Source organism: Azonexus hydrophilus, assembly GCF_905120355.1.
In the GTDB taxonomy this organism is placed as follows: domain Bacteria; phylum Pseudomonadota; class Gammaproteobacteria; order Burkholderiales; family Rhodocyclaceae; genus Azonexus.
On record NZ_CAJHOB010000006.1, the window covers coordinates 58,686 to 82,013 of the forward strand.

At 59.8% G+C, this 23,328-nt stretch carries 23 protein-coding genes; 13 read left to right on the forward strand and 10 right to left on the reverse strand.

Annotated elements, in window-relative coordinates; genetic code table 11:
* Positions 1–14: 14 nt before the first annotated feature.
* The 5 genes from JYJ39_RS06085 to JYJ39_RS06105 are packed head-to-tail and all read left to right on the forward strand — an operon-like array spanning position 15 to position 5,087.
* On the forward strand, positions 15–440 hold the full coding sequence (locus JYJ39_RS06085; protein ID WP_205202911.1) for a DUF3293 domain-containing protein: 426 nt from the start codon (positions 15–17) through the stop codon (positions 438–440).
* Positions 437–2,806 carry a serine/threonine protein kinase gene (locus JYJ39_RS06090; protein ID WP_205202912.1) on the forward strand — a complete coding sequence of 790 codons (2,370 nt, stop codon included), beginning with the start codon at positions 437–439 and terminating at the stop codon, positions 2,804–2,806. The genes JYJ39_RS06085 and JYJ39_RS06090 overlap by 4 nt, the downstream gene beginning before the upstream one ends.
* Positions 2,807–3,745: a nucleoside recognition domain-containing protein gene (locus tag JYJ39_RS06095; protein ID WP_205202913.1), complete on the forward strand. Its 939-nt coding sequence runs from the start codon at positions 2,807–2,809 to the stop codon at positions 3,743–3,745.
* A gap of 32 nt (positions 3,746–3,777) precedes the next feature.
* Positions 3,778–4,206, forward strand: a complete 429-nt coding sequence (locus JYJ39_RS06100) for an acyl-CoA thioesterase (protein WP_205202914.1) — start codon at positions 3,778–3,780, stop codon at positions 4,204–4,206.
* Positions 4,203–5,087, forward strand: coding sequence for a radical SAM protein (locus JYJ39_RS06105; RefSeq protein WP_205202915.1), 885 nt, complete (start codon positions 4,203–4,205; stop codon positions 5,085–5,087). The genes JYJ39_RS06100 and JYJ39_RS06105 overlap by 4 nt, the downstream gene beginning before the upstream one ends.
* 135 nt (positions 5,088–5,222) lie before the next feature.
* Here the strand turns inward: JYJ39_RS06105 and JYJ39_RS06110 are convergent, their stop codons facing one another.
* Complete coding sequence (locus tag JYJ39_RS06110; protein WP_205202916.1) at positions 5,223–7,127, reverse strand: B12-binding domain-containing radical SAM protein; 1,905 nt, start codon at positions 7,125–7,127, stop codon at positions 5,223–5,225.
* A gap of 77 nt (positions 7,128–7,204) precedes the next feature.
* Between JYJ39_RS06110 and JYJ39_RS06115 the strand changes: the two genes are divergently transcribed.
* From JYJ39_RS06115 to JYJ39_RS06130, 4 genes are all read left to right on the forward strand, one after another.
* Entirely contained in the window at positions 7,205–7,399 is a 195-nt protein-coding gene (locus tag JYJ39_RS06115; RefSeq protein ID WP_205202917.1) for a hypothetical protein, read from the forward strand.
* Positions 7,400–7,494: 95 nt separating this feature from the next.
* Positions 7,495–7,908 (forward strand): dihydroneopterin aldolase, encoded by a 414-nt coding sequence (locus JYJ39_RS06120; RefSeq protein WP_205202919.1) that lies wholly within the window; start codon positions 7,495–7,497, stop codon positions 7,906–7,908.
* Entirely contained in the window at positions 7,905–8,432 is a 528-nt protein-coding gene (locus tag JYJ39_RS06125; protein WP_205202921.1) for a dihydrofolate reductase, read from the forward strand. Before JYJ39_RS06120 ends, JYJ39_RS06125 begins: the two co-directional genes overlap by 4 nt.
* A complete protein-coding gene (locus JYJ39_RS06130) occupies positions 8,429–10,276 on the forward strand; it encodes a putative bifunctional diguanylate cyclase/phosphodiesterase (protein WP_205202923.1) in 1,848 nt (615 codons plus the stop codon). Before JYJ39_RS06125 ends, JYJ39_RS06130 begins: the two co-directional genes overlap by 4 nt.
* A 3-nt stretch (positions 10,277–10,279) precedes the next feature.
* Here the strand turns inward: JYJ39_RS06130 and JYJ39_RS06135 are convergent, their stop codons facing one another.
* The 5 genes from JYJ39_RS06135 to JYJ39_RS06155 all read right to left on the reverse strand — a co-directional run bounded on the left by JYJ39_RS06135 (position 10,280) and on the right by JYJ39_RS06155 (position 14,199).
* Positions 10,280–10,669: a DUF6858 family protein gene (locus JYJ39_RS06135; protein WP_205202925.1), complete on the reverse strand. Its 390-nt coding sequence runs from the start codon at positions 10,667–10,669 to the stop codon at positions 10,280–10,282.
* Positions 10,666–11,052: a NifB/NifX family molybdenum-iron cluster-binding protein gene (locus JYJ39_RS06140; protein ID WP_205202927.1), complete on the reverse strand. Its 387-nt coding sequence runs from the start codon at positions 11,050–11,052 to the stop codon at positions 10,666–10,668. Before JYJ39_RS06140 ends, JYJ39_RS06135 begins: the two co-directional genes overlap by 4 nt.
* Before the next feature lie 22 nt (positions 11,053–11,074).
* Entirely contained in the window at positions 11,075–11,701 is a 627-nt protein-coding gene (gene petA, locus JYJ39_RS06145; RefSeq protein WP_240189563.1) for a ubiquinol-cytochrome c reductase iron-sulfur subunit, read from the reverse strand.
* A 246-nt stretch (positions 11,702–11,947) separates the two neighbouring features.
* Entirely contained in the window at positions 11,948–12,565 is a 618-nt protein-coding gene (locus JYJ39_RS06150) for a cytochrome b/b6 domain-containing protein (protein WP_205202929.1), read from the reverse strand.
* Complete coding sequence (locus JYJ39_RS06155; RefSeq protein WP_205202931.1) at positions 12,562–14,199, reverse strand: tetrathionate reductase family octaheme c-type cytochrome; 1,638 nt, start codon at positions 14,197–14,199, stop codon at positions 12,562–12,564. The genes JYJ39_RS06150 and JYJ39_RS06155 overlap by 4 nt, the downstream gene beginning before the upstream one ends.
* A gap of 200 nt (positions 14,200–14,399) precedes the next feature.
* Here JYJ39_RS06155 and JYJ39_RS06160 point away from each other — a divergent pair, with 200 nt between their 5' ends.
* The 3 genes from JYJ39_RS06160 to JYJ39_RS06170 all read left to right on the forward strand — a co-directional run bounded on the left by JYJ39_RS06160 (position 14,400) and on the right by JYJ39_RS06170 (position 16,093).
* Positions 14,400–14,633 carry a DUF3567 family protein gene (locus JYJ39_RS06160; RefSeq protein WP_205202932.1) on the forward strand — a complete coding sequence of 78 codons (234 nt, stop codon included), beginning with the start codon at positions 14,400–14,402 and terminating at the stop codon, positions 14,631–14,633.
* 47 nt (positions 14,634–14,680) lie between these two features.
* Positions 14,681–14,890: a DUF3460 family protein gene (locus JYJ39_RS06165; protein WP_205202934.1), complete on the forward strand. Its 210-nt coding sequence runs from the start codon at positions 14,681–14,683 to the stop codon at positions 14,888–14,890.
* Between the two features lie 159 nt (positions 14,891–15,049).
* Positions 15,050–16,093, forward strand: coding sequence for an NAD(P)H-dependent flavin oxidoreductase (locus JYJ39_RS06170; protein WP_205202936.1), 1,044 nt, complete (start codon positions 15,050–15,052; stop codon positions 16,091–16,093).
* Positions 16,094–16,234: 141 nt separating this feature from the next.
* On the opposite strand, the gene JYJ39_RS06175 is transcribed toward JYJ39_RS06170, so the two are convergent.
* The 3 genes from JYJ39_RS06175 to JYJ39_RS06185 all read right to left on the reverse strand — a co-directional run bounded on the left by JYJ39_RS06175 (position 16,235) and on the right by JYJ39_RS06185 (position 21,814).
* Positions 16,235–18,931: a bifunctional acetate--CoA ligase family protein/GNAT family N-acetyltransferase gene (locus JYJ39_RS06175; protein WP_205202938.1), complete on the reverse strand. Its 2,697-nt coding sequence runs from the start codon at positions 18,929–18,931 to the stop codon at positions 16,235–16,237.
* Between the two features lie 75 nt (positions 18,932–19,006).
* A complete protein-coding gene (locus tag JYJ39_RS06180) occupies positions 19,007–19,447 on the reverse strand; it encodes an OsmC family protein (protein ID WP_240189564.1) in 441 nt (146 codons plus the stop codon).
* Positions 19,448–19,498: 51 nt separating this feature from the next.
* Positions 19,499–21,814, reverse strand: coding sequence for an acetate/propionate family kinase (locus JYJ39_RS06185; RefSeq protein WP_205202940.1), 2,316 nt, complete (start codon positions 21,812–21,814; stop codon positions 19,499–19,501).
* A gap of 285 nt (positions 21,815–22,099) precedes the next feature.
* Here JYJ39_RS06185 and JYJ39_RS06190 point away from each other — a divergent pair, with 285 nt between their 5' ends.
* Positions 22,100–22,327, forward strand: coding sequence for a hypothetical protein (locus tag JYJ39_RS06190; RefSeq protein ID WP_205202942.1), 228 nt, complete (start codon positions 22,100–22,102; stop codon positions 22,325–22,327).
* Positions 22,328–22,399: 72 nt separating this feature from the next.
* Here JYJ39_RS06190 and JYJ39_RS06195 read toward each other — a convergent pair whose 3' ends face one another.
* Complete coding sequence (locus JYJ39_RS06195; RefSeq protein ID WP_205202944.1) at positions 22,400–23,317, reverse strand: LysR family transcriptional regulator; 918 nt, start codon at positions 23,315–23,317, stop codon at positions 22,400–22,402.
* Positions 23,318–23,328: the final 11 nt, after the last annotated feature.

The following is a 23,328-nucleotide window of genomic DNA, read 5'->3' on the forward strand; positions in this document are numbered from 1 at the left end:
CGGGATGATCAACCATGACACAGAGTGAATTGGCCGCGGCCTATGCCGCGACCTGTTACCGGGTCTATCTGCCGGGCGGCGTGATCGATTTGCGGGTCGGCAAAACGGATGCACGACTCGCCGCTTGGCTGGCGACCACTGGTGCCCGTTGTTTTGCCGTGCTGACGGCCTGCAATCCGGGTAGCGTCGCCTCGGTCGAGCGCAACGCCGAACAACAGGCGGCCTTGGTCGCTGACTTGCTGGAGGGGAATTACGATACCTTCAGTGGCGAGAACATTGCCGATGATGCTGCGTGGCCGGTGGAAGAAAGTGTGTTCGTGCCCGATCTCGAACGCCTCGATGCACTGGCGTTGGCGGCCGATTACGGCCAAAATGCAATCCTGTGGGGGACTGCGGCGGGCACCCCGGAGTTGGCCTGGACTGCCGAACTGGATGCATGATGCAAAAAATCGGTCGTTTTGAAATTCGTGGCGAACTCGGGCGTGGTGCGCAGAGCGTGGTCTATCGTGCCTGGGACCCGCAGCTGGAGCGCGAGGTGGCGATCAAGACCCTGCATTTCCAGCAGCCCAAACCGGGGCAGAATCGGGCGCTGCTGGCGGAGGCGCGTTCAGTCAGCCGCTTGCGTCACGCCAATCTGGTACCGATATTCGAGGCCGGCGAGGAAGAGGGTGATCTTTACCTCGTATTTGAATATGTGCCCGGGCGTAACCTGGCCGAGTTCCTGCGCATTCATGGTGCCCTGCAGCCGGTGCGCGCAGCCGGCATCATGCGCGACATCCTGGAGGCGGTGGCGCAGGCGCACGCAGCCGGGGTCATTCACCGCGATCTGAAACCGTCAAATATCCTGCTCGATGCGGACGACACGCCGCGGGTCATGGATTTCGGCATTGCTACTCCGGTCGATGCGCCGAGCGAGCGCATGGATCAACTTTCCGGCACCCCCAATTACATGGCGCCGGAGTATGTGCTGCGGCGCGAATTGAGTGAACGTTCCGACGTCTTTACCGCCGGCCTCATCCTTTACGAGATGCTCTCTGGCCGCCGTGCCTTCAGTGGTGGGGACCTGCAAGGTTTGTTGCAGCGCGTGGCCAGCGAGACCGTGCGTCTGCCCGCCGAGATACCAGTGGATGAACGTCTGGCTGCGATTACCCACAAGGCGCTGGCCGTCGATCCGGCGCTACGCTATCAGAGTGCCGAACAATTTGCCGCCGCGCTCGACGATTATCTCGAGCCGCCGCTGGAGGTGCCGAGTGGCGAGGTCAATGCGCAGGCGACAGTGGAATTCCTGTTGCGTCGCATGCGCCACAAGAGCGATTTTCCCGCCCTGTCCGAATCGGTTACGGCGATCAACCGCATTGCCAACAGCGAAACGGAAAGCGTCAACCGTCTTTCTAGCACCATTCTGCGTGATTTCGCACTGACTAATAAAATCCTGCGCCTGGTCAATTCGGTGCATTTCCGCACCGCCGGTGGCGGCAACATCAGCACCGTCTCGCGGGCGGTGATCGTGCTGGGGTTTGAAGCGGTACGCAACATCGCGATTACGGTCCTTCTATTCGAACATTTGCAGAACAAGGGGAATGCCGGCCAGTTGAAGGAAGCTTTCCTGCGCACCAATCTGGCCGCCGTGCTGGCGCGCGACCTGAGCCAACTCACCCGCCTGGCCGACCCTGAGCAGGCCTTCATCTGCGCGCTGTTCCACGGTCTGGGGCGATTGCTGGCGCTCTATTATTTCCCTGAGGAAAGCGACGAAATCCGCCGTCAAATGCTGCAGAAGAACTGCAGCGAGGAAACCGCCGCCCGCTCGGTGCTGGGGATCGGCTTGCAGGATCTCGGCGTGGCAATCGCCCGGCAATGGGGCTTCCCGCAACTGATCGTCGACTCCATGCGCGACCTGCCGGCAGGCCGGGTGCGGCACCCGGCCAGTGCCGAAGAACGGCTGCGAGTGCTGTCCGGCATGGCCGAGCAGTTGTGTGACATGCTCGGTGATGCCACGCCGGAAACCCGCGTGCGGGAAATGAAGAAAATCCAGATGCGATTTGCCACTGCCCTGCCGGTCGCAGACGAAGAGCTGAACCAGAGCCTGCATCGTTCGATTGCCGAAGTGGGTGAGTTTGCCCGCATCATCCAGTTGAACGTCAAGCAAACGGCTTTTGGCCGGCAGATCCAGAATTTCGTCAGCGACAATGCGCCGGACGGGGAGGACGCCGGTACTGCCAGCACCTTCAGCGGCACGGTATTGCATGAAGGAGAGGGGGTACTGGCCGATGCGCCGACCCTGTCCGAGCAGCCTGACGCCCAGGCCGTGCTGACCGCCGGCATTCAGGACATTAGCAACAGTCTGGTCGATGATTTCAAGCTCAACGACATCCTGCGCATCATTCTCGAAACCATGTACCGCGCCATGGGGTTCAAGCGTGTCCTGCTGTGCATCCGCGATGCGCGCAGCAACAGCATGCAGGGGCGCTTTGGCCTGGGACCGGATAGTGTCGCCTTGTCGCGCAGTTTCCGTTTCTCACTGGAGCACGGTAATGACGTGTTTTTCGCTGCCTGCGCACGCGGTGCCGATATTCTCATCAGCGATACCGACGATCCCAAGATTGCAGCGCGCATTCCTGAGTGGTACCACAAGCTGACGCCCGCCCGCTCGTTCATCCTGCTGCCGCTGACCATCAAGGGCAAGCCGGTGGCGCTGATTTATGCCGATGCCGATGCCGCCAACAGCATCATCATTCCCGAGAAGGAATTGTCGTTGCTGCGCACGCTGCGCAATCAGGCAGTGCTGGCGATCAAGCAGGGAGGCTGAGTGGATGTCCTGATCGAAGTCCTGCTACGGGCAGGGCGCTCGGCGGTCGAGCTGTCCCTGTTCGTACTGCTGCCGGTGATGGTGGTGATGCTGTCCCTGATGCGCTTTCTCGAAGCGCGCGGGGTGCTCGACTGGCTGGTGGATAAGACGGCCCCGGTGGTGAAACCTTTCGGGTTGACCGGACTGGGGGTGTTTGCGGCCCTGCAGATCAATTTCGTCAGTTTTGCCGCGCCGCTGGCGACGCTGGTGATGATGGCCCAGCGCGGTGCCTCCGACCGCCACATTGCGGCCACGCTGGCCATGGTGTTTGCCATGTCCCAGGCCAATGCGGCCTTGCCGATGCTGGCGATGGGGCTGGATATCGGGCTGACTTTGCTGTGGTCGCTGCTGGGCGGACTGGCGGCGGCCAGCGCCACCTATTATTTCTTTGGGCGCCGGCTGTCTTCTGCCGAAGGCGTGCTGGACGAGCATCTCGACCACCCGGTGGCAGATAGCGCCAAAGGCATTCTCGATGTCATCAATCGTGCCGGGGCGGAAGCCTTCCGCCTGGCGACCGGGGCGATTCCCATGCTGGTACTGTCCCTGGTTGCCGTCAGCGTGCTGCGTGCCTACGGTGCGATTGACGCCCTGACGGCCCTGCTGGCGCCGCTGCTGGACTGGGCAGGCATCGATCGGATGCTGGTGCTGCCGGCGCTGACCAAGTACCTGGCGGGGGGTACGGCGATGATGGGCGTGGTCGATGAAATGCGCCGTGCCGGGCAGATCAGCATTGAACTGCTCAACCAGAGTGCCGGTTTCCTTATTTCTCCATTCGATTTGCCCGGTGTGGCCGTGCTCATTTCTGCCGGCCCGCGCATCGCTCAGGTTTGGAAGCCGGCCGCCTGCGGTGCCTGTGTCGGCATTGCCCTGCGTACGCTGGGGCATGTCTGCATGGGCTGAAGGCGACAGTTACAGTCAGCAAAGGAAGCCACATGGCGCGTATCAAGATCGTAGTCCCGGATGAATTCGTTTTTTCCACCGAACTGCCGCTCTACATCCAGCACATCAATTATGGTCAGCATCTCGATAACGCTGCGTTGTTGATGCTGGTTGCCGAAGCGCGCGTGCGGTTTTTCCGTCACTTCGGCTGGAGCGAACTCGATGTCGATGGCGTCGGTATCGTCGTTGCTGATGCCGCCGTGCAATACCGTTCGGAAGCCTTCTACGGCGACACGCTGCGCCTGTCGCTGGCGACCGCCGATTTCAACGATTACGGCTGCGATCTGGTCTGGCTCGCGGTGGAAACCAGCAGTGGCCGCGAGGTCGCACGGGGCAAGCAGGGCATCGTTTTCTTCGATTACAGCGCCCGCTGCAAGGCCAGGGTGCCAGACGTATTCCGGGCCCGGACGGCAGGCGCATGATTCCGATCCGTTACGTCGAACCGGTCTACCGTCCGCCTTCTGAAGCGGAGTCCCTGATTCTGCCGGTGACTGATGGCTGCTCCTGGAATCAATGTACTTTCTGCGAGATGTACACTGCGCCGCAGAAGAAATTCCGGGCGCGTAGCGAAGCGGAAGTGCTGGACAACATCCGGGCCCTGGGCGCGCGTTACGGTAGCCAGCTGCGGCGGATTTTTCTGGCCGATGGCGACGCTCTGGTTCTGCCTACCCGGCGTCTGCTGAACATTCTTGCGGCCATTCGCGAACATCTGCCGGCAGTGCGCCGCGTTTCCAGCTACTGTCTGGCGCGCAACCTGGCCAAGAAGAGCGTTTCCGAATTGCAGGCTCTGGCTGCGGCCGGACTCGGACTGGTCTATCTGGGTGCTGAATCGGGGGATGACGAGGTGCTGGCGGCGGTCAACAAGGGTGAAACCTATGCCACGACTCTGGATGCCCTGGAAAAACTTGGCGCGGCGGGCATCAGCCGCTCGGTAATGATCCTGAATGGTCTGGGCGGGCAGTCGTTGTCGTTGCAGCATGCTGAAAACTCAGCCCGTCTGATCAATGCGGCGCAGCCGGAATATCTGTCTACCCTGGTGGTCAGTTTTCCCCTCGGCGAAGCCCGTTTCCGTGCCGGTTTCCCGAACTGGGAACCTCTGGAACAGCCGGCGTTGTTTGCCGAAATGCGGCATTTCATCAGCGCGCTGGAACTCCGGCGTACTGTTTTCCGCTCCGACCATGCCTCCAACTGGTTGATCCTGAAAGGCACCCTGGGGGCTGACAAGGCGCGTTTGCTGGCCGAGATCGACGCCGCCCAGGCAGGCCAGGCACCGTTACGACCCGCCTGGGCCCGCGGTTTGTAGCCGTTAGCGCGTATGATCTGACAGAATTTGTGCATGCCTTCACTTTGCCAATTCCCTGGCGTGGCATGTTTTCAACCGTTCGGGCGCTATTGGTCAGGAGGGAGGCTGGCTATATAGGCAACTGCAGCCAGGCACTTAGAGTGCCAGCGCGCGGGCGATGAAATCGCGTTTGACGCGGGGGCGGGGAACGCGTTGTTCAAACCAGCCACGCACATCGTCGTCCAGGCAGACGCCATGCATGTAGTTGTAGAGCGCTTTATTCAGGGCGCGCCCGAGACTGTCGTGGTCGACGCCGCCGGGGTCGGAAAAAGCCACATCGTTTTTGGCAAAACCGGCGAAAGGTGCGGGGTGCAGGGTGACGCCATACTCGGCAGGGTTTTTACCGACCGGTGAATGCACCGTGCAGGCAAAGCGGTGGAAGAAGCCGGACTGGATGCAACCGGCGGCAAACAGCTGGCGTACGTATTCCAGCGCATCGACCGTGTCCTGTACGGTCTGGCTGGGGAAACCGTACATCAGGTAGGCGTGCACCAGAATGCCGGCGTCGCTGAAGGCCCGTGTCACCCGTGCCACCTGATCAACCGAGACGCCTTTTTTCATCAACGCCAGCAAGCGGTCGGAGGCGACTTCCAGACCGCCGGAAACCGCGATGCAGCCGCTCGCGGCGAGCTCCTGGCAGACTTCCGGCGTAAAGGCTTTCTCGAAGCGGACATTACCCCACCACGAGACCACCCGCTGCCGCGCCTTGAGTTCCGCCGCCATGGCGCGCAAAGCTTTGGGCGGGGCGGCCTCATCGACGAAATGAAAGCCGCTGCGGCCAGTTTCAGCGCTGATGCGCTCCATCCGGTCCACCAGCTGGCTGGCATTGATGGCTTCGAAGCGGGAGATGTAATCGAGGCTGATGTCGCAGAAGCTGCATTTCTTCCAGTAGCACCCATGGGCGACCGTGAGTTTGTTCCAGCCCCCGTCGGACCACAGGCGGTGCATGGGGTTGAGCAGGTCGAGCAGGGACAGGTAGCGATCCAGGGGTAGCCCGTCCCAGGTCGGCGTGCCGGTGTCGGCAAAGGGAATGTCGGGTTCGCCGCAGTGGATGTAGCGGACGCGGCCCGCTGTACGCACATAGGTGCGCACCAGCTGTTCCTGCGGGCGACTGCCGGCAAGGTGTTCGAGCAGGGCAAGCAAGGGTTTTTCGCCGTCATCGAGGGTGACGTAATCGAAAAAGTCGAATACCTGGGGCTCGGCAAGTTCGCGCAATTCGGTGTTGACCCAGCCACCGCCAAGCACGGTGACGATGTCCGGGTGCTTTTCCTTGATGCTCCGGGCCATGCGGAAAGCGGCATAGACGGAGCCGGGGAAAGGGACCGAGAACAGGACCAGCTGTGGCATGTCTTCTGCCAGCACACTCAGCAGGCGACGCTCGAGACTCGCATCGACCAGGCTCGGTGCTGCCGCCAGCGCAGCGGCGAGTGGCGCGAAACTCCCCTGGCTTTGCGCCAGCGATTCGCCGTAGCGGATGAATTCGAAACGTGGATCACCGGCATCGCGGATGACGTCTGCCAGGTCGTTGAGGAACAGTGTCGCGAAATGGCGTGCCCGATCATGTAGGCCGAGTGCGCCAAAGGCCCAGGCCAGCGGGTCGCCGCTGCCATCGTCGAGATAGTGATCGAGGGCCGAAAAACGCGGTCCTTCCGGCAGAAAGCTGCGCGACACGATGCGTTGCGCCAGTGAAGGGTCACGCCCTTGCAGAAAGGCCAGGGTCGGGCCGGTGACTTGCAGATAACGGGGAAATTCGTTGAGGAAGCCTTTCAGGCTTGCCGAACGGCGTTTGCGCGGTAGGGCCTCTGCCGCCTCGCGCAAGGTCCCCAGTCCCGACGGTGAGAGCAGATCAAGTACCAGCAGGATGGCCAGGTCGGCCTGCCGTGCGGGATAACCCCGATCACGCAGGAATCCGGTCAGATAGGCAGTGGCCGGGTAGGGGACGTTCAACTGTGTCATCGGTGGGATGAGCGACAGGATGTGGGGGCGTTCGGTAGGCTGCATGGGCGTTAGTTTACTGGACGATTTGCGTCGATCGTGTAGACTGAGGGCGTAAGTTGATTGCAGTAAAGGAGTCGATCATGGATATCGCAAGCGTTGGCGCATCGGGTGCATATGTTCCTGCCACAACTACCGTAACGGGTGGCGTGCAGGCTGCGCAGCCGGTTCCGGTCGAGCAGCCGCGTCCTGTCGAAGCGAGTAATAGCGAAGCGCCGCGCATGGTGGTCAATGCGCAAGGGCAGGAAACAGGGAAGATCATCAGTACCACAGCCTGATTGTGGTTTTCTCTGGTGTAGAGGGCGCTACGGCGCCCTTTTTTTTTGTGCAGTCCGGGCACAGTGTCTTTTAACTGTTTCGGCGCTCTGGTAATGTGCCTGCTTTTGGCGAAGGGTGGAATCAGGTGCTGGACGGTCATTGGTGTGCTTCGGTGGATGCGACGATACAGCTGCGGACCGGCTGTCATCACCTGGAAAAACATGGTCCGCAAGCGGTCGCCGTGCATGTTGACGCCTGGGCGCCGGTGACGGCGATTCGTAATCCGCATGACATCAACGAGGTCATCAATTACGAGGTGATCTTCCTGGCTATTCGCAAGCTGGAAGAAAATGGGCACTGCGAGTGCCTGGAGTCGAGCATTCTGGAGTTGATGGGGGCGATTTTTGCCATTGCGCCAGTCAGCATGGCGACCGTCAGGATGCAGAAGCCGCATGTCTATAAAGGTCAGGCCGTGCCAGCGATCACGCTGACGCTGACACGCGAGCAGTGGCTGCAAACGCAGGCATGATTGCCGCCATCGCCGCTGTTGCTGCCAATGGCATGCTGGGGCGCGAACAGTGGCTACCCTGGGATATTCCGGAGGAACTGGCGTATTTCGAACGTACTGTTGCGGGTGCGGCGCTGGTGATGGGCCGGTTGACCTATGCGTCAATGGACGTGGTGCCAGAGGATTCCTTTGTGTTGTCCCGTGCTGCCGACCTGCCGCTACGAGCCGGCTGTCGTCGCATGCCGGATATTGAAAGTGCTCTGCATGCCGCCTGCGCAACGGGAAAACAGGTATTCGTGATTGGCGGGGCGTCGATCTATGCGGCAGCCTGGCCATATTGCCGTTATTTCTACCTGACCCGAATTGAAGCAGATTTTGCCGGGGATACGCTCTTGCCCGCGGCGATTCCCCTGGCCGACTGGGGGCTGGTGCAGGAGCGGCAGGCGAGATACCTGGAGCGGATTTCCGGGCAATCGGTGAATTGCCGCTTCCAGGTGTACGAGCAGGGTAATCCGCGGGTGTTGCCAAGGAGGGGGTACGGGTGAAACGTAAAACGCTGTTCACGCTTTGGGTCTGGTGTGCGTTTTTCCTGCTGGCCTGCATGCTGCCGCTTTATTGGTTGGGCTGGCTGCCTTTGTTTGCTGTTTTGCTGCTGTGTCTGGGCATTGTTTCGCTCACGGTTTTTGCCTTGCAATGGCAGGTGAGCGAGTGGTTGAAGGAGCGTGTCGGTCTGTTGCATCAGGTTTTCGAGCATAGTGGTGAAGCGGTGATGATTACTGATCCGGGCAATCGCATCCTCGACGTCAATCCCACTTTCTCTGAGCTGACGGGGTATGCCAGGAACGATGTGCTGGGAAAGAATCCGCGCCTCTTGTCGTCCGGGCGTACCAGCCGCGCGGAGTATGAGGCCATGTGGGCAGCCCTGCAGAGCACCGGCCGGTGGCAGGGCGAAATCTGGGATCGGCGCAAGGATGGTGCGGTTTATCCCAAGCTGTTGGCGATATCCGTGGTCTACGACGAGGTCGGGGCGGTGCAATACCACATCGCCAACTTCAAGGATATTTCTGCTGAGAAAGCCACCCAGGCCAAGCTTGAATACATCGCCCATCATGACATGTTGACCGGCCTGAACAACCGTTTCAGCCTGGATGACCGGCTTGATCATGCGTTGGCCGTGGCTCGCCGCGAAACGCATCATGTGGCGCTGCTGTTCATCGATCTTGACCGCTTCAAGGTGATCAACGAAACCTTGGGGCACCCCGTCGGTGATGAGTTGTTGATTCAGGTCAGCCAGCGTCTGCGGCGGACGGTACGCGAGAGCGACCTGGTGGCTCGCCTGGGCGGCGATGAATTCGTTGTCATGCTGACGGGAGTGGGCTATGCCAACACTGCGGCCCAGGTGGCGGAAAAATTGCTGAAAGTACTGGGCGAGGCTTATGTTCTCGGGGAACACACCCTGTATGCCACGCCCAGTATTGGTGTGGCAATTTTCCCGAATGACGGGCCGGATCGTGAAACCTTGATGAAAAATGCTGAGGCAGCGATGTATCACGCCAAGGCAGAAGGAAGGAACGGCTTCCAGTTTTTCGACAGCCGCATGAACAGCGTGGCGGTGGAACGCCTGGAAATCGAGCACGCCCTGCGCCAGGCGCTGGGCGCGGATGAGTTCGTGCTGCATTACCAGCCGGTGATCGATGCTGAAAGTGGAGCGGTGGCCAGCGTCGAAGCCTTGATTCGCTGGCAGCATCCGGCACGCGGTTTGCTGCCGCCAGGGATGTTCATTGGTGTGGCAGAAGAAACCGGGCTGATCGAACCGATCGGTGCCTGGGTGATGGCCGAGGCTTTCCGGCAACTGGCAGAGTTTCGTCGCCAGGGGCTGCAGAACGTGAATATGGCGATCAATATTTCCGCTGTGCAGATTCGCAGTGGTGAGTTGCTGGCGCGGGCCGAAGCCCTGATCGAACGCTTCGAACTGGATCCTTCCTGGCTGATTTTTGAAATCACCGAATCGGTTGCCATGGCGCAGCCAGATGAAACCGTCCGCATTCTCGACCAGTTGCGCGCGATGGGGATTCAGGTCGCTCTGGACGATTTCGGCACGGGTTATTCCTCGCTCGCCTATCTGCGCATGTTCGCGCTCGACAAATTGAAGCTGGATCGCTCCTTCGTTACCGACATTGGCCAGAATGCCGATGGTGAGGTGATCTGCGATGCCACTATCGGCCTCGGGCATGCACTTAATCTGGAGTTGGTGGCCGAGGGGGTGGAAACTGAGTCACAATTTGATTACCTGAAATTGCGCGGTTGCCAGTTGGTACAGGGCTATTATTTCAGCCGGCCGCTACCGGCCGAAGAGGTGATTGCTTTCATCCGTCAGCGTGCTGCCTGATTTTTAGGCATCCTTCAAATCCATGACCCAGGCCCGCATCGCCTGATTGGCCGGCACCATCGGTGCTTCCATGAAGCTGATGACAAAGCGTTCTCCCAGATCGGCGATGCCGATTGCACGTGGGCGCACCGCCAGTACCAGCGGATTGGGAATGGCAAAGCCAAAGCAGAATACGATGTCGACGGCCCCTACCAGGCCGGGCATGATTTCGCCTCCGATCCGGCTGGTATGGGCGAAATGGTCGAATACGGTGAGGAACTGTACCTTGGGGTTTTCTGCAATTTTTTCCTTGAAGTAATCGATCAAGGCGGGAAGCGAGCGGTAGCGGATTTCGCTTTTCTCGATCTCCAGCGAAAAAACGGGGTATTTGTCGTTGAGAAGGGTGTGTTTCATGGTGTGTTTTCCTCGCAATCGTAGTGGTGGTCATGATGCCGGGCGTGTGGTGCGTTCGGGCTACAGGTGAACAGCTTGCCGGTGAGAAAATCCTGCACCGCGCGATCTGGATCGTCCTCGCAGGCAATCAGCGGAAGGATGCCCTGTTCGCGCAGGCGCAGATACAGGGGGCGTCCCATGCTGCCGCTAATCAGCACGTTGATGTCCGATAGTGCCGTCGGTAGACCGTTTTTTTGGGCATGCAGGCTCTGTCCGCCGGGGAGTTCGACAAGTTGCTTGTTTGTCACTCGCTGTTCCCGGACGTCGTAAATCCAGAATTTGCGGCATTTGCCGGCGTGTTCGGTGATGCTGTGGCGGTTTTGGCTGGTGATGGCGATGCGCATGGTGTTTTCTGGGGTTGAGGATTCAGGTTTTGCTGGCTTCATCGCTGCCGATGAGCAGGCGGGTGTCGCTTAGATATTGGTGCGGCGGCACCTCCAGATTGGTCGGCGCGGGCTTGTTCTTGAACACGCGCCCGGCGAAATCGAAGGTGGAACCGTGGCAGGGGCAGAGAAATCCGCCGGGCCAATCGGCCCCAAGGGCGGGATCGCCCGGTGTGAAAGCATTGGAAGGAGAGCAGCCAAGATGGGTGCAGATGCCGATGACGACGAGCATCTCCGGCACCCGTGAACGGGTGGGATTGGCTGCGTACTCCGGTTGCTGTGAGGCGACGCGGGAGGCGGGGTCGGCCAGCATGGGTTCGGCTTTTTTTAGGGCTGCGAGCATTTCCGGCGTGCGGTTGAGAATCCACACCGGCTTGCCGCGCCATTCGACCACCAGCATTTCGCCCGCTTGCAGGCGGCCAATGTCGACTTCCACCGGTGCGCCGGCGGCCAGGGCACGCTCGGAAGGGAGCAGGCTGGAAACGAAGGGGATCAGCGCCGTCATGCCGAGAATGCCGCCCACGCCGGCAGTGGCTATGATCCACTGGCGGCGGGCCGGGTCGATGTTGCCAGTGGTAAAGGAATTTCCGTGACACATGCAGTGCGACATATTGCCTCCTGTGAGAACGAAGCCGCGATGAGGGGCCGGCTGGTATGGATGGCTTTATCAAGAGTTGTGCCAAGTTTTTTATTTGCTAATTCTGTGATTTGAAAGGTTTTTATGGCGTGTTGCCTGTTCCGTGGTGGCTTGCTTGCCTTTTTGTGTGACACAAACGTCAGTCGCGTCATTATTGGCAAAAAATTTCCATGAAAAAGGCAGACCGCAGCCTGCCCGGGGAAGTGGGATTGCAGTCAATCAGTGTTTGCTGTTTTCTTCGATTTCCTCCCAGCCGGTAATCATCGCCTTGATGTGCGCGAAGACGGTGTGGCCGGTGGTGGTGAGGTAGACGTGCACGAAAAAGAAGGCAGTGATGAGAAATGCGCCCAGGGTATGGGTTACGGCCACCCACTCCAGACTCAGGTATTTGTCCAGCCCGAAATTTCCCCATTCGGCATAAAACAGGTAGAGCAGGCCAGAGCCCCAGATCAGCGGTGAGATCACCGCCAGCAACGCGAGGTAGGTCAGGCGTTGCAGCGGATTGTGTTTCTGGGCAGCAGTTTTGTGGTAGGGCGAATGTTCCCCCTTGAATATTCCGTAAGCGTAAAAACGGATCATGGCCGGGATGTTCTGCAGTGAAGGCAGGTATTGCCGCCATTCGCCGGTGGTGAATTGCCAGAAAATGGTGAAGGCCCAGATGACGAGCAGGGTCCACGCGGCCAGACTGTGCCAGTGCACCGCCTGGCCGAAACCGAGCAGGTGATAACTGCCGTGTACTTCAAAACCGGTAACCATCATGGCGATGATGAGCAGGGCTTGTGACCAGTGCCAGAAACGCTCGTAGCGCTTGTAGATGTAGATGCGTTCGGCGCTCATTGTGCATTCTCCTTGCGGCGGCGGGTCAGGATGCGGATCAGTCCATGCACGGTACTGCCGCCGATGGCGCCGACGATGGCGAGGGTGCCGAACAGATCGACCCAGCGATTGCGGTCGCGCCCGGGTAAGTACAGGTCGGTAATGGCTGCCAGGCGCCCTTGTTCGCCACGCATGTGGCACTCGGCGCAGGGAACGGCTTTTTCCTTGGGGGCAACCATGTGGGTGATGAACCAGTTCATGCGTGTTTCAATGAAGCCGAACTTGCCACTGTAGGGCAGACCGGCATAATCCATACCAGCCTGAATCGACTTGGAGAAATCGTAGTTTTTCCACAACGACGTATCGTCGTCACCGTATACGTGATTGACCACCAGGGTTTTGTTTTCTGTGTCGTAGGCCTGTTTGCCCAGCATTACCTTGAACGGCCAGATGCGGGCGTTGGGGTCTTGGGCCGAACCTTCTACCCGGTTGAGCTCGAGGACTTTGGTGTCGTCAATCCGGTCGGTAAAAGTGAGTTGATGTACGACGCCGTTGTACCACTTGTATTCCGGACGCACGTTTTCACCATAGGCAAAATCGCCTTTGGCAGCCGAATATTTCAGGTGGCCGTGGTCATCCTTGATGAACAGGGGCTTGCCGTTGGCATCCCTCTTGCCGGCGGTAGACCAGTCCCACAGGGTTTTTGTGGCGACACCTCCACGGGCAAATGCGGGAATGTGACAGGTCTGACAGGCGAGCTTGCCTGTGTGCATGTTCAGCCTGGCTTGCTGGTGGGGCGAGCTGCTATGGCAGGATTCGCAGGTTGCCTGGTTGTGATCGTTCCGGGGCAGGTCGAGACCGTGCGGATCTTTGGCCGTTGCTGCATAGCGGCTGCCGGATGGCTGGTGGCTGTTGAACGTATGGCAATCAGAACAGACCATGTTGGCACCGTCTTTGGCCATGTGTACATCAAGTTCTTTCGGCGGGTTCTTCAAGGATGAATCGAGGTCGCCGTGCTTTACGGCATCTCCACCACCGCCGTTGAAGTGGCAGTTGCCGCAGTTGCTACGCCCTGATGGGCCGACATGCTGGGCAATATTGGTCAGATCGGGGGCCTTGAAGGATTTCGCGCCAGGCGGTCCTTCCATCGGCTCAAAACTGTCGATATCCTCGTACAGTGGATGGCCGGCGTTGGTGCTGAATTTCCGGTAAGTGCCAGTAGTGTCGTGGCAGGCCAGACAGTCGACATTTTCCTGGTTGCTGAAATCGAAGTTCTTGTCTGTCCAGCCGTAACCCGCGTGACAACTGGTGCAGCGGCTTTCGTTGGAAAGAATGGAGCCGCAGAAATTATTGGCGACCAGTTTTTTGCCCAGGGTTTTGTCAATGGTTGGATTCTTTGCTTCCCAGGTCCAGTGAATGCTTTTCATCACCTGGTGACCCGCTGTGTTGTGGCAACTCAGACAGGCTTTGGTGACTTCGGGGCCATTCTTGAAGGGACCTTTGAGCGCCTCCAGCGTACCGTGGTCAGTGGTGGCTTCGCGCTCGCTGTGAGCCGCTTTTCCTGCCTGCGGCACAGAGGGAATGTCTCTGGCATGGGTTGCAAGGGGGGCTAATGCCAGGCACAGCACTGCCGCCATCGCTACATGAATATTCATGTCGTCTCCGGTGTGTGGCTGCGGCGTCCAGTTTCCCCAAACCGGAGTAGCCGCTATCGCAGGCTTGTTTGTTGCGAATTATAAGTGCTTGATGATTTTCTGCAATGATTTGTATCAATTCGTTGTTACCCTTGAAAAATATGGAATGCGGCCGTAAATGATGTCGTGCGCGGCGTGCGCAGGAGTCTGGGAGTTGTTCCATGAACGTCGTTTACAACAGTGAGCATTTTTCAGTTCTGGCCTATCCGGTGTGCCAGGGGTTCGAACTGGTGGATAAAACCAGTGGCCGGATGCTGTTCCTGCACGGTATCGAAGCCAATTGTTTTGAGGCAGCGATCAACCAGATCCCCGCCGGGCGGCGCGATATCGAGACCATTGATGAATTCCTCGATGATTACTGCAGCGGCAGTGCAGCACCGATCTACCTGCATTGACGTGCTAGAATCGCAGCCATTATTTTTTGCTGGATAGCGAGGAAGAAATGGGTGTCGTCGATAGTGGCTACGTGTCCGATCACACGCGCTGGATGAATGAGCAGCTGGAAAAAAATCCGTCCTGGGTCGCCAGTCAGAAGGAAGGCCGCGCCCTGTGGTGGGACAAGCAGCAGGATACCGATACCACGGCGCGTAATAATGCGTCGAAGGTGCCCCAGAAGCCTTACCCTTACGACGTGAATTTCTTCGGCGAGTAATTCGGCGAAGTAAGTTCGAGCAGAAAAAAACCGGCGCTAGCGCCGGTTTTTTGTTGTCGCGAAGAACGCATCAGCCTGTCAGCTGCGTCCATTCCGCAGCTTGGACTGGTTTTTCATCTTTCTGCATAATCGGACCTGTTACGATAGGAGCTCGACCGAATGTCACTATGCGAAATGCTCGGAATAAAACTTCCGATCCTGCAATCACCGATGGCCGGCGTCCAGGGGCCGCGTCTGGCCGCCGCCGTCAGTGGTGCCGGAGGACTCGGCGCCATACCTGCCGCGGCCTATTCGCCCGAAACCCTGAGCAAGGCGCTGATGGAGTTGCAGGCACAGAGCACTCAGCCCTACAACCTCAATTTCTTCTGCCACTCTCCTCCACAGGAAGATATTGGACCGGACTCGGCTTGGTTCAGGCAGCTGCAACCGGAATACCGTCAGTGGGGCATTGATCCGGCGCATATCCCAACACCTTCGGGATACCTCCCTTTCAATCAGACTCTGGCCGAAGTGCTGGACGCCTTTCGTCCTGCCGTGGTCAGTTTTCACTTTGGCCTGCCGGCGCCTGAGCTATTGGCCCGGGTCAAGGCGCTCGGATGCAAGGTGTTGTCCTCGGCTACCACCCTGGAGGAAGCCGTGTGGCTGGAGAAACAGGGTGTTGATGCCATCATCGCCCAGGGAGCGGAAGCCGGCGGGCATCGCGGTATGTTTCTGACCGATGACCTGACCACGCAGGTGGGTACTTTCGCGCTGCTGCCGCAAATCGTCGCGGCGGTGCGTGTGCCGGTCATTGCTGCCGGAGGCATTGCTGATGCGCGCACTGTCCGTGCCGCGCTTGCTCTGGGAGCGTCCGCTGTACAGGCAGGCACCGCCTATCTGCTATGTCCTGAAGCCGATACCCGCCCGTTGCACCGACAGGCGCTGCAAAGTCCGAGCCGGGTGCATACGGCCCTGACCAACGTGTTCAGTGGCCGCCCCGCGCGGGGTATTGTCAATCACGCCATCCGCCGCTGGGGACCGATCCATCCGGATGCGCCGCCCTTTCCTCTGGGCGTGCCGTACATGGCTCCACTGCGCGCGGCGGCCGAGGCCCATGGCAGCAGCGACTATTCGCCGCTATGGTGCGGCCAGAACGCCAGCGGCTGCCGTGAAATCCCGGCGGCCGCGTTGACGCGCGAACTGGCCGGCCTTGCCCCGGTCTGAGGGCAGGGGGAGGCAGATTTGGAAACGGGCCGATCAGAGCTTCAAACTAGTTGATATCCTTTTTGACCCTCTTGGCGAAATAAGTTCGCAGCAGAAAAAAACCGGCGCTAGCACCGGTTTTTTGTTGTCGCGAAGAACGCATCAGCCTGTCAGCGGCTTGACTACACGCTTTACCGCGGTGTCGTCAGGGTGCGGATGAATGGAGAAGCCGAGACTGGTCATCAGGCGGAACATCTTGCTGTTGGTTGACAGCACGTCACCTACCACGGCGCGATAGCCTTTGGTGCGGGCGCAGTCGATGATGGCCGTCATCAAGCGGCGGCCAACACCGCATTTCTGCCAGTCGTCACCGACGGCGAGGGCGAATTCCACGGATTCTCCATCCGGGTTGAGAACGTAGCGGGCGACGCCGATCTGTTCGTCCTTGCCGGTTTCTTCATTTTGAATGGTGGCGATCATCGCCATTTCGCGGTCGTAGTCAATCTGCGTGAAGCGGACCAGCATGGTCTGCGTCAGCTCGCGCAGCGTATCCATGAAGCGGTAGTAGCGGGATTCGTCGGACATGCTCTTGACGAATTCCTGCTCCATTTCAGCGTCTTCCGGGCGGATCGGACGAATGATGACCTGCTTGCCGTCGTTCATTGTCCATTCCTGGATCAGATGCACCGGGTAGGGGTAGATCGCCATATGCGAGTAGCGGTCGCCAGACGTATTGGTGGCGTGGTCAATGACGATGCGTGCATCAGCAGCGATGGCGCCATGCTCGTCGACGATCAGCGGATTGAGGTCCATTTCAACAATCCACGGCAACTCGCAGACCATTTCGGAGATGCACAGGAGAACTTCCTTCAGTGCGTCACGATCCACGGGCGGCAGGTTGCGGAACTGATCGAGTATTTTCGACGTGCGGGTCGATTCGATCAGGTCCTTGGCCAGGAATTTGTTGAGCGGCGGCAAGGCGACCGAGCGGTCGGAGAAGATTTCGTTGTCGAAACCGCCGGCACCGAAAGTGATGACCGGCCCGAAGATTGGATCGCGCAAGACGCCGATCATGATTTCGCGGCCGTGCGGGCGGGACAGGAAGGGTTCGATCGAGACGCCGTTGATCTTGGCTTCCGGATGGCGCTTTTGCACGGTGTCCACGATGTCGTGGTAGGCATTGCGGACAGCCGGGGCATTGAGGATGTTCAGGCGGACGCCGCCGGCATCCGATTTGTGGCGCAGATCGGGGGAGTCCACCTTCATGGCCACCGGGAAACCGATCTGTTCCGCCAGCAGCAAGGCTTCGGTGGCGGTGCGGGCGACCATGGTCTGGGCAACTGGCACCTTGAAGGCGCGCAGGATGGCCTTTGATTCCATTTCCGACAGCACCTTGCGCCGCTCGGCGAGCAGGGCCTCGATCAGCATCTTGGCCCCTTCGGTTTCGGGGCGGCCATGCTGGCGGGTGGGTTCCGGCGTCTGCAGCAACAATTTCTGGTTACGGTAATACTTGGAAATGTGATGGAACAGTTCGATGGCGGTTTCCGGCATGCGGAAGGCTGGGATCCCCGAATCCTCGAGCAGTTTGCGCGCCTCAGCGACCTGTGCTTCACCCATCCAGCAGCAGATGACACGCCGGTTGAGCTTGTCGGAAATGCTGATGATGGCCTGGGCCACGCCCATGGGGTCGGTCATGGCTTGTGGTGACAGCATGACCAGGGTGCTGTCCACGTTGGGGTCCTGCGAAATGGCGAGCAGGGCGTCACGGTAGCGTTCCGGCGTGGCATCACCGCCAATGTCGATGGGATTATTGTGCGACCAATGGGGAGGCAGCACCTTGTTCAGGTTGCCGATGGTTTCGGTAGACAGGGCGGCGAGCGGAATGTCCAGATCTCCGGCACGGTCGGCGGCCATGGCGCCCGGGCCGCCACCGTTGGTGATGATGGCCAGGCGGTCGCCTTGCGGCCGGAATTTGGAGGCCAGCGCTTTGGCGGCATAGAACAGTTGGCCAACGTTCTTAACACGGACGACGCCGGCGCGGCGGATGGCAGCATCGAACACGGTGTCGGAGACGGCACTCATCCCCGAGTGCACACGCGCCGCGTGCGAGCCAGCCTCATGTCGGCCGGCCTTGAGCAGGATGATCGGCTTGATCCGTGCCGCCGAGCGCAGAGCGCTCATGAAGCGGCGGGCGTGGCGGATGCCTTCGACGTACATCAGGATGTAGTGGGTGCGACTGTCGTAGATCAGGTAGTCGAGGATTTCCCCGAAGTCGACATCGGCGGTCATGCCCAGCGAGATCACCGACGAGAAGCCGACCTGGTTGGCCTTGGCCCAGTCGAGCACGGCCGAGCACATCGCACCGGATTGCGAGACCAGAGCGAGATTGCCTGGATCGGCGGTGATCTTGGTGAAGGTGGCATTCAGGCCCAGTTCGGGGCGGATGATGCCCAGGCAGTTGGGGCCGAGTACACGCACGCTGTAGGAGCGGGCGATTTCCATCACCTTGCGTTCCAGCGCGGCGCCAACGTGGCCACTTTCGGAAAAGCCGGCGGCGATGATGATGACGTTCTTGACGCCGCTGCGGCCGCACTGTTCGATGATCTGCGGCACCGTTTGCGGGCGGGTGGCGATCACCGCCATTTCGACGCGGGCGCCGATTTCCTCGATCGATTTGTAGGCCGGCTGGCCCTGGATGGTCTCATGCTTGGGGTTGATGGCGTACAGACGCCCTTTGTAACCGGAGCTGAGGATGTTTTTGAAAATGATGTTGCCAACCGAATTTTCCCGATCCGAAGCACCGATGACGGCAACGGACTTGGGTTCGAATAGTGCGGTCAGGTAATGCTGTTCCAACATGAGACCCTCTCAACAAGCGGATGTGTCAGGAATTTTGGCGTGCGGAATTGTCGCATATCCGCACAGCGATCAGGGTTATGGTGTGAGGCTGCAATCAAGCAGGAAAGATTGCGACAACGCCCGATGCACCGGACATTTATTGGCAATTTCCAGCAGCCGTTGACGCTGCTCGGCGGTCAGGTCGCCATCCAGGGTGATGCTGCGCTGGATGCAGTCGCGTTTGACGCCATCGATCTCGACCTTGTGGTGTGAGAGTTCGACCGTGACCTGGCGCAGAGGTAATTCCTTGCGCTCGGCGTACATGCGCAAGGTCATCGAGGTGCAGGCACCCAGACCGGACATGATGAAATCGAAAGGGGCCGGGCCGGCATCAGCCCCTCCCATGTCGACGGGTTCGTCGGCGAGATACTGATGCTTGCCGGCACGGATTTCCTGTTGATACCGGCCCTGGCCATTTTCCTTGACGGTGACTGTGCTCGACATGATGCGCTCCATGAATGAACCAGCAGGCATCATACCGGTTCTGCTTGCGCACGGTGTGTCCCGTCGCGGCGGTAACTGTTTCGGCTAAGGCCGGCTCTCGATGCCCTCGATGTACCCCAGCATGCCGGTGCGGATATTGCCGGCGTTGCCTTCGTCGGTATCGATATGCATGGCCAGGCGGAAAGCCGGATTCACGCGGACGACGACGTCACCGAAAATGAGTTCCCGTTCACCGGCGATGCGCACGCGCACCACGGTGTTGTCACGCACCCGGAAACGCAGGGCGTCATCCGGCGACATGTGGATATGGCGTTGGGCGCAGATGACGCCGCGTTCGATCTGGGTGCTGCCGTGCGGTCCTTCGAGTGTCAGCCCGGGGGTGCCGGTGAGATCGCCCGACTGGCGGATGGGCGGCTGAACACCCAGCTTGAATTGCTCGGTCATGGCGATTTCGACCTGGGTTTCCTTGCGGGTCGGGCCAAGCACGCGCACGTTGGCAATTCGCCCTTTGGGGCCGACCAGGTGCACCTTTTCCTCGCAGGCATACTGGCCGGGTTGAGACAATTCGTGCATCGGTGTCAGCTGATGGCCGGGGCCGAACAAAGCTTCCACGTCGGCTTGCGAGAGGTGTACGTGGTGGGCGGAAATTTCCACCGGAATGGCCGGGGTATCTTCCGCCTGCGCTTCCTGCAGCAAGCTGTTGCGCTCGATGGCGCGCAATGCTTCCCAGGCGACCAGGCGCTCGTCGTCGTTGGCGATGACCATGATCTTGACCGGCGAGTCGTCGGCTGAAATCAGGGCGTGCGATTCGAATTTTCCGAGGTTCTTGCCCAGTGCGCGGTTCTTTTCCTCATCCAGGCGGATACCCATCCAGGCCAGTCCCTGGCACGCCAGGCTGCGCACGGTGGCGCTGCTTTCACCGATGTCGCCAGTGAAGGCCAGAACGTCGATGCCGCCCATGGCTGCTGCGTAGGCACCGATGTTCTTGCGCACTTGGTAGCAGAAGGCTTTGTGTGCCAGCAAGGCGCGGTGGTCGCCTGCCGCAGCGGCTGCCTCGATGGCGTGAATGTCCCCGGAAATGCCGGAAATTCCCTTCATGCCGCTTTCGCAGTTGATCAGGTTCGACAGCGCTGCTGGTGTCATGCCGTGTGCTTCGATCAGGTGCAGCATGACTGCTGGGTCAATGCTGCCAGAGCGGCTGGGCATGATCAGGCCGTCAGTCGGTGTCATGCCCATGCTGGTGTCGACCGAGCGGCCATGGTCGATGGCGCACAGCGAGGCGCCGATGCCAAGATGGCAGGAGACGATTTCCAGCTCACCCAGCGGCCGGCCTAGCACTTCCGCCGCCTTCAGCGATACGTAGCGGTGCGAACTGCCGTGAAAGCCGTAGCGGCGGATGCCATGCTGCTTGTACAACTCGTAGGGCAAGCCATAAAGGTACGCGTAGGGGGCGAGTGTCTGGTGAAAGGCTGTGTCGAATACGGCGACCTGCGGTACGTTGGGAAATGCTTTTTGTGCCACGCGGATGCCGGCGATATTGGCCGGGTTGTGCAGCGGCGCAAAGGTCGCCAGTGTTTCGATGTCGGCAATCACCTCTGGTGTGATGACGACGGCGCTGGCAAAGCGGTTGCCGCCATGCACCACGCGGTGGCCGATCGCCACGACATCGGCCGGGTGGAAGGTGAACGCTTGACCGAGCAGGGCGGTCGCTTCGGTAATTGCAGCAAACAGGCCAGATAGCCTGAATTCGGAGCACTGCAGGGTTTTTTGTTGCGGCCCGACGCGGACCGTGAGATGGGCTGCAGGCGTATCCGCTGCTTCCACCACGCCGAGGATGTCGGCGCCGCTTTCGCGCGTGTCGTAGATGCCAAAATGAATCTGCTGCAAACCCACATTCAGGGCCACTACCTTGCCCGCCTGTGCGCTGTGCAGTGCGAGCAGGCCGGACCCGCCCAGTTGTTCCGCTTTTTCACTTGCCGTCATGGCGCGGGTGCGTTCTGCCAGTTGCCGAGAGAGATACGCCACGGCTTTCGGATTGGCCAGAATGTGTGAGGCAAACACGGTTTGCGGTACCAACAGGACAAAACAACGATTACCGGCAATCACGTCGGCGGCGATTTTTTCCGCCGTCAGCAAGGCCATCACGCCAAACACATCACCCGGTCCCAATTGCGCCACGACGTGGCGGGAACCGGTGTTGTCGCTGGTTGAAACCTCGGCATGGCCACTGATCATCACCCCGAAATGCTGCGTTTCATCACCGGTTTCCAGCATTGCCTCATTGCCTTCGAATGTAGCCAGGCGGGAACGGGTGAGGATTTCCTCGATTTTTTCTGCCGAGAAACTGGAAAACAGGGGGACTTGTTCGAGAAAGAACTGTTTCAGATCAATGTCGCTCATGCGATGGCTCCGGAAAGACAGGATATTCGGTGGGGTGCTTTGCTCGCCGGCAAGCTCGGGCGAAGCAGCAATTCAGCAAACCATAAGGGATATTATGCTGCAACGCAACATAATAGTCTTGCCATCGTTATCGCTGGCTACGCAACGGTGTTGGTTTTTCCCGCCAAGGACGCGGGAAGTCTCGATTGCGGATGGGGAAATATGTCATGTGGGAAACTGTTTGACTTGCATATGGCATGCGTATAGTGTTCGCGCCTGCGGGTTCTGATATTTCCTGGAGGTGGTATGGCGGCAAACGAGAGCAGTAAACCCCGAGGGCGGAAAAGCAAAACGATACCGAAAAAGCGGGGCGATTACATTGCGGCTGCGCGCTTCAATGACAACCAAACGCAGCTGTATTTTGTGCGCAATGCCGATGATATCAACGACGCGCGGCGCATGGTGCTGGAGGAAGTGGGGTACGAGAATGTGCGCTGTCTACTGGTTTCTGAACGCAAGACGGACAACGGGTAGATGTATGGAAAAAGGCGAACTCAGGTAAGCAGGTCGTCCGGTAAAAATCGGTGTGATGATCGGGCAATGCGCCTAGCCCGTTCCCCCCAGTGCCGTTTGTAGCATGTCGATGAAGGCCCGGGTTTTGGCGGGCATCAGACGGCGGCCGGGGAAGACGGCCCAGGCGGTGTGGCTGGGGAGGGACCAGGTGGGCAGGATGCGACGTAGTCCGCCCTGGCGTACCCAGGGCAGGGCGAAGTAATCGGGGACGGCGGTGATGCCGGCACCGGCGCGGGCCAGCTGGATCAGGAGTTCGGGCGAGTTGGCCTGCAGGCGGGCGGGTGGTGCGCCGCGCCAGTGCTGCTGGGCGGTGGGCAGTTGCGGACAGTGAAGTTGCCAGACGTCCGCTTCGTTGCTGCGTGCAAAAAGGCGCAGGGTGTGGTGGCGCATGAGGTCATCCGGGTGCTGCGGCTCGCCGTGCTCGGCGAGGTAGTGCGGGGCAGCGTAGAGGCCGCCGGGAAATTCGGCCAGTTTGCGCGCCGCCAGTAGGCTGTCGTCCGGCAGATCGCCCATGCGGATGGCCAGGTCGATGTTGTCGGCGAGAAGGTCGACGCGCCGCGGGGACAGGTCGAGTTCGAGCGTGACCGCCGGATGTAGGGTGATGAAGGCCGCCAGCATGTCGCTGAGGAGCAGGGTGGCGAAATCGTTGGGCATGGAGACCCGCAATCGGCCGCTGGGGCGGGCCTGGCGGAATTCGCTGAGGGCGCGCACGGCATCGACTTCGGCGACGACCTGGCGGGCGTGTTCGAGCAATTGCTGGCCATAGTCGGTCAGGCTCAGGCGGCGGGTACTGCGCAGAAGGAGTCGTTCCCCCAGCCGTTCTTCGAGCAGACTGATCCGCCGCGACAGGGTGGACTTGGGAAGGTCGAGCTGCTCGGCCGCGCGGCTGAAACTGCCGGTATCAGCGACGCGGGCGAAGATGAGCAGATCGTTGGCGTTAAATTGTTCCATATACGGAACAA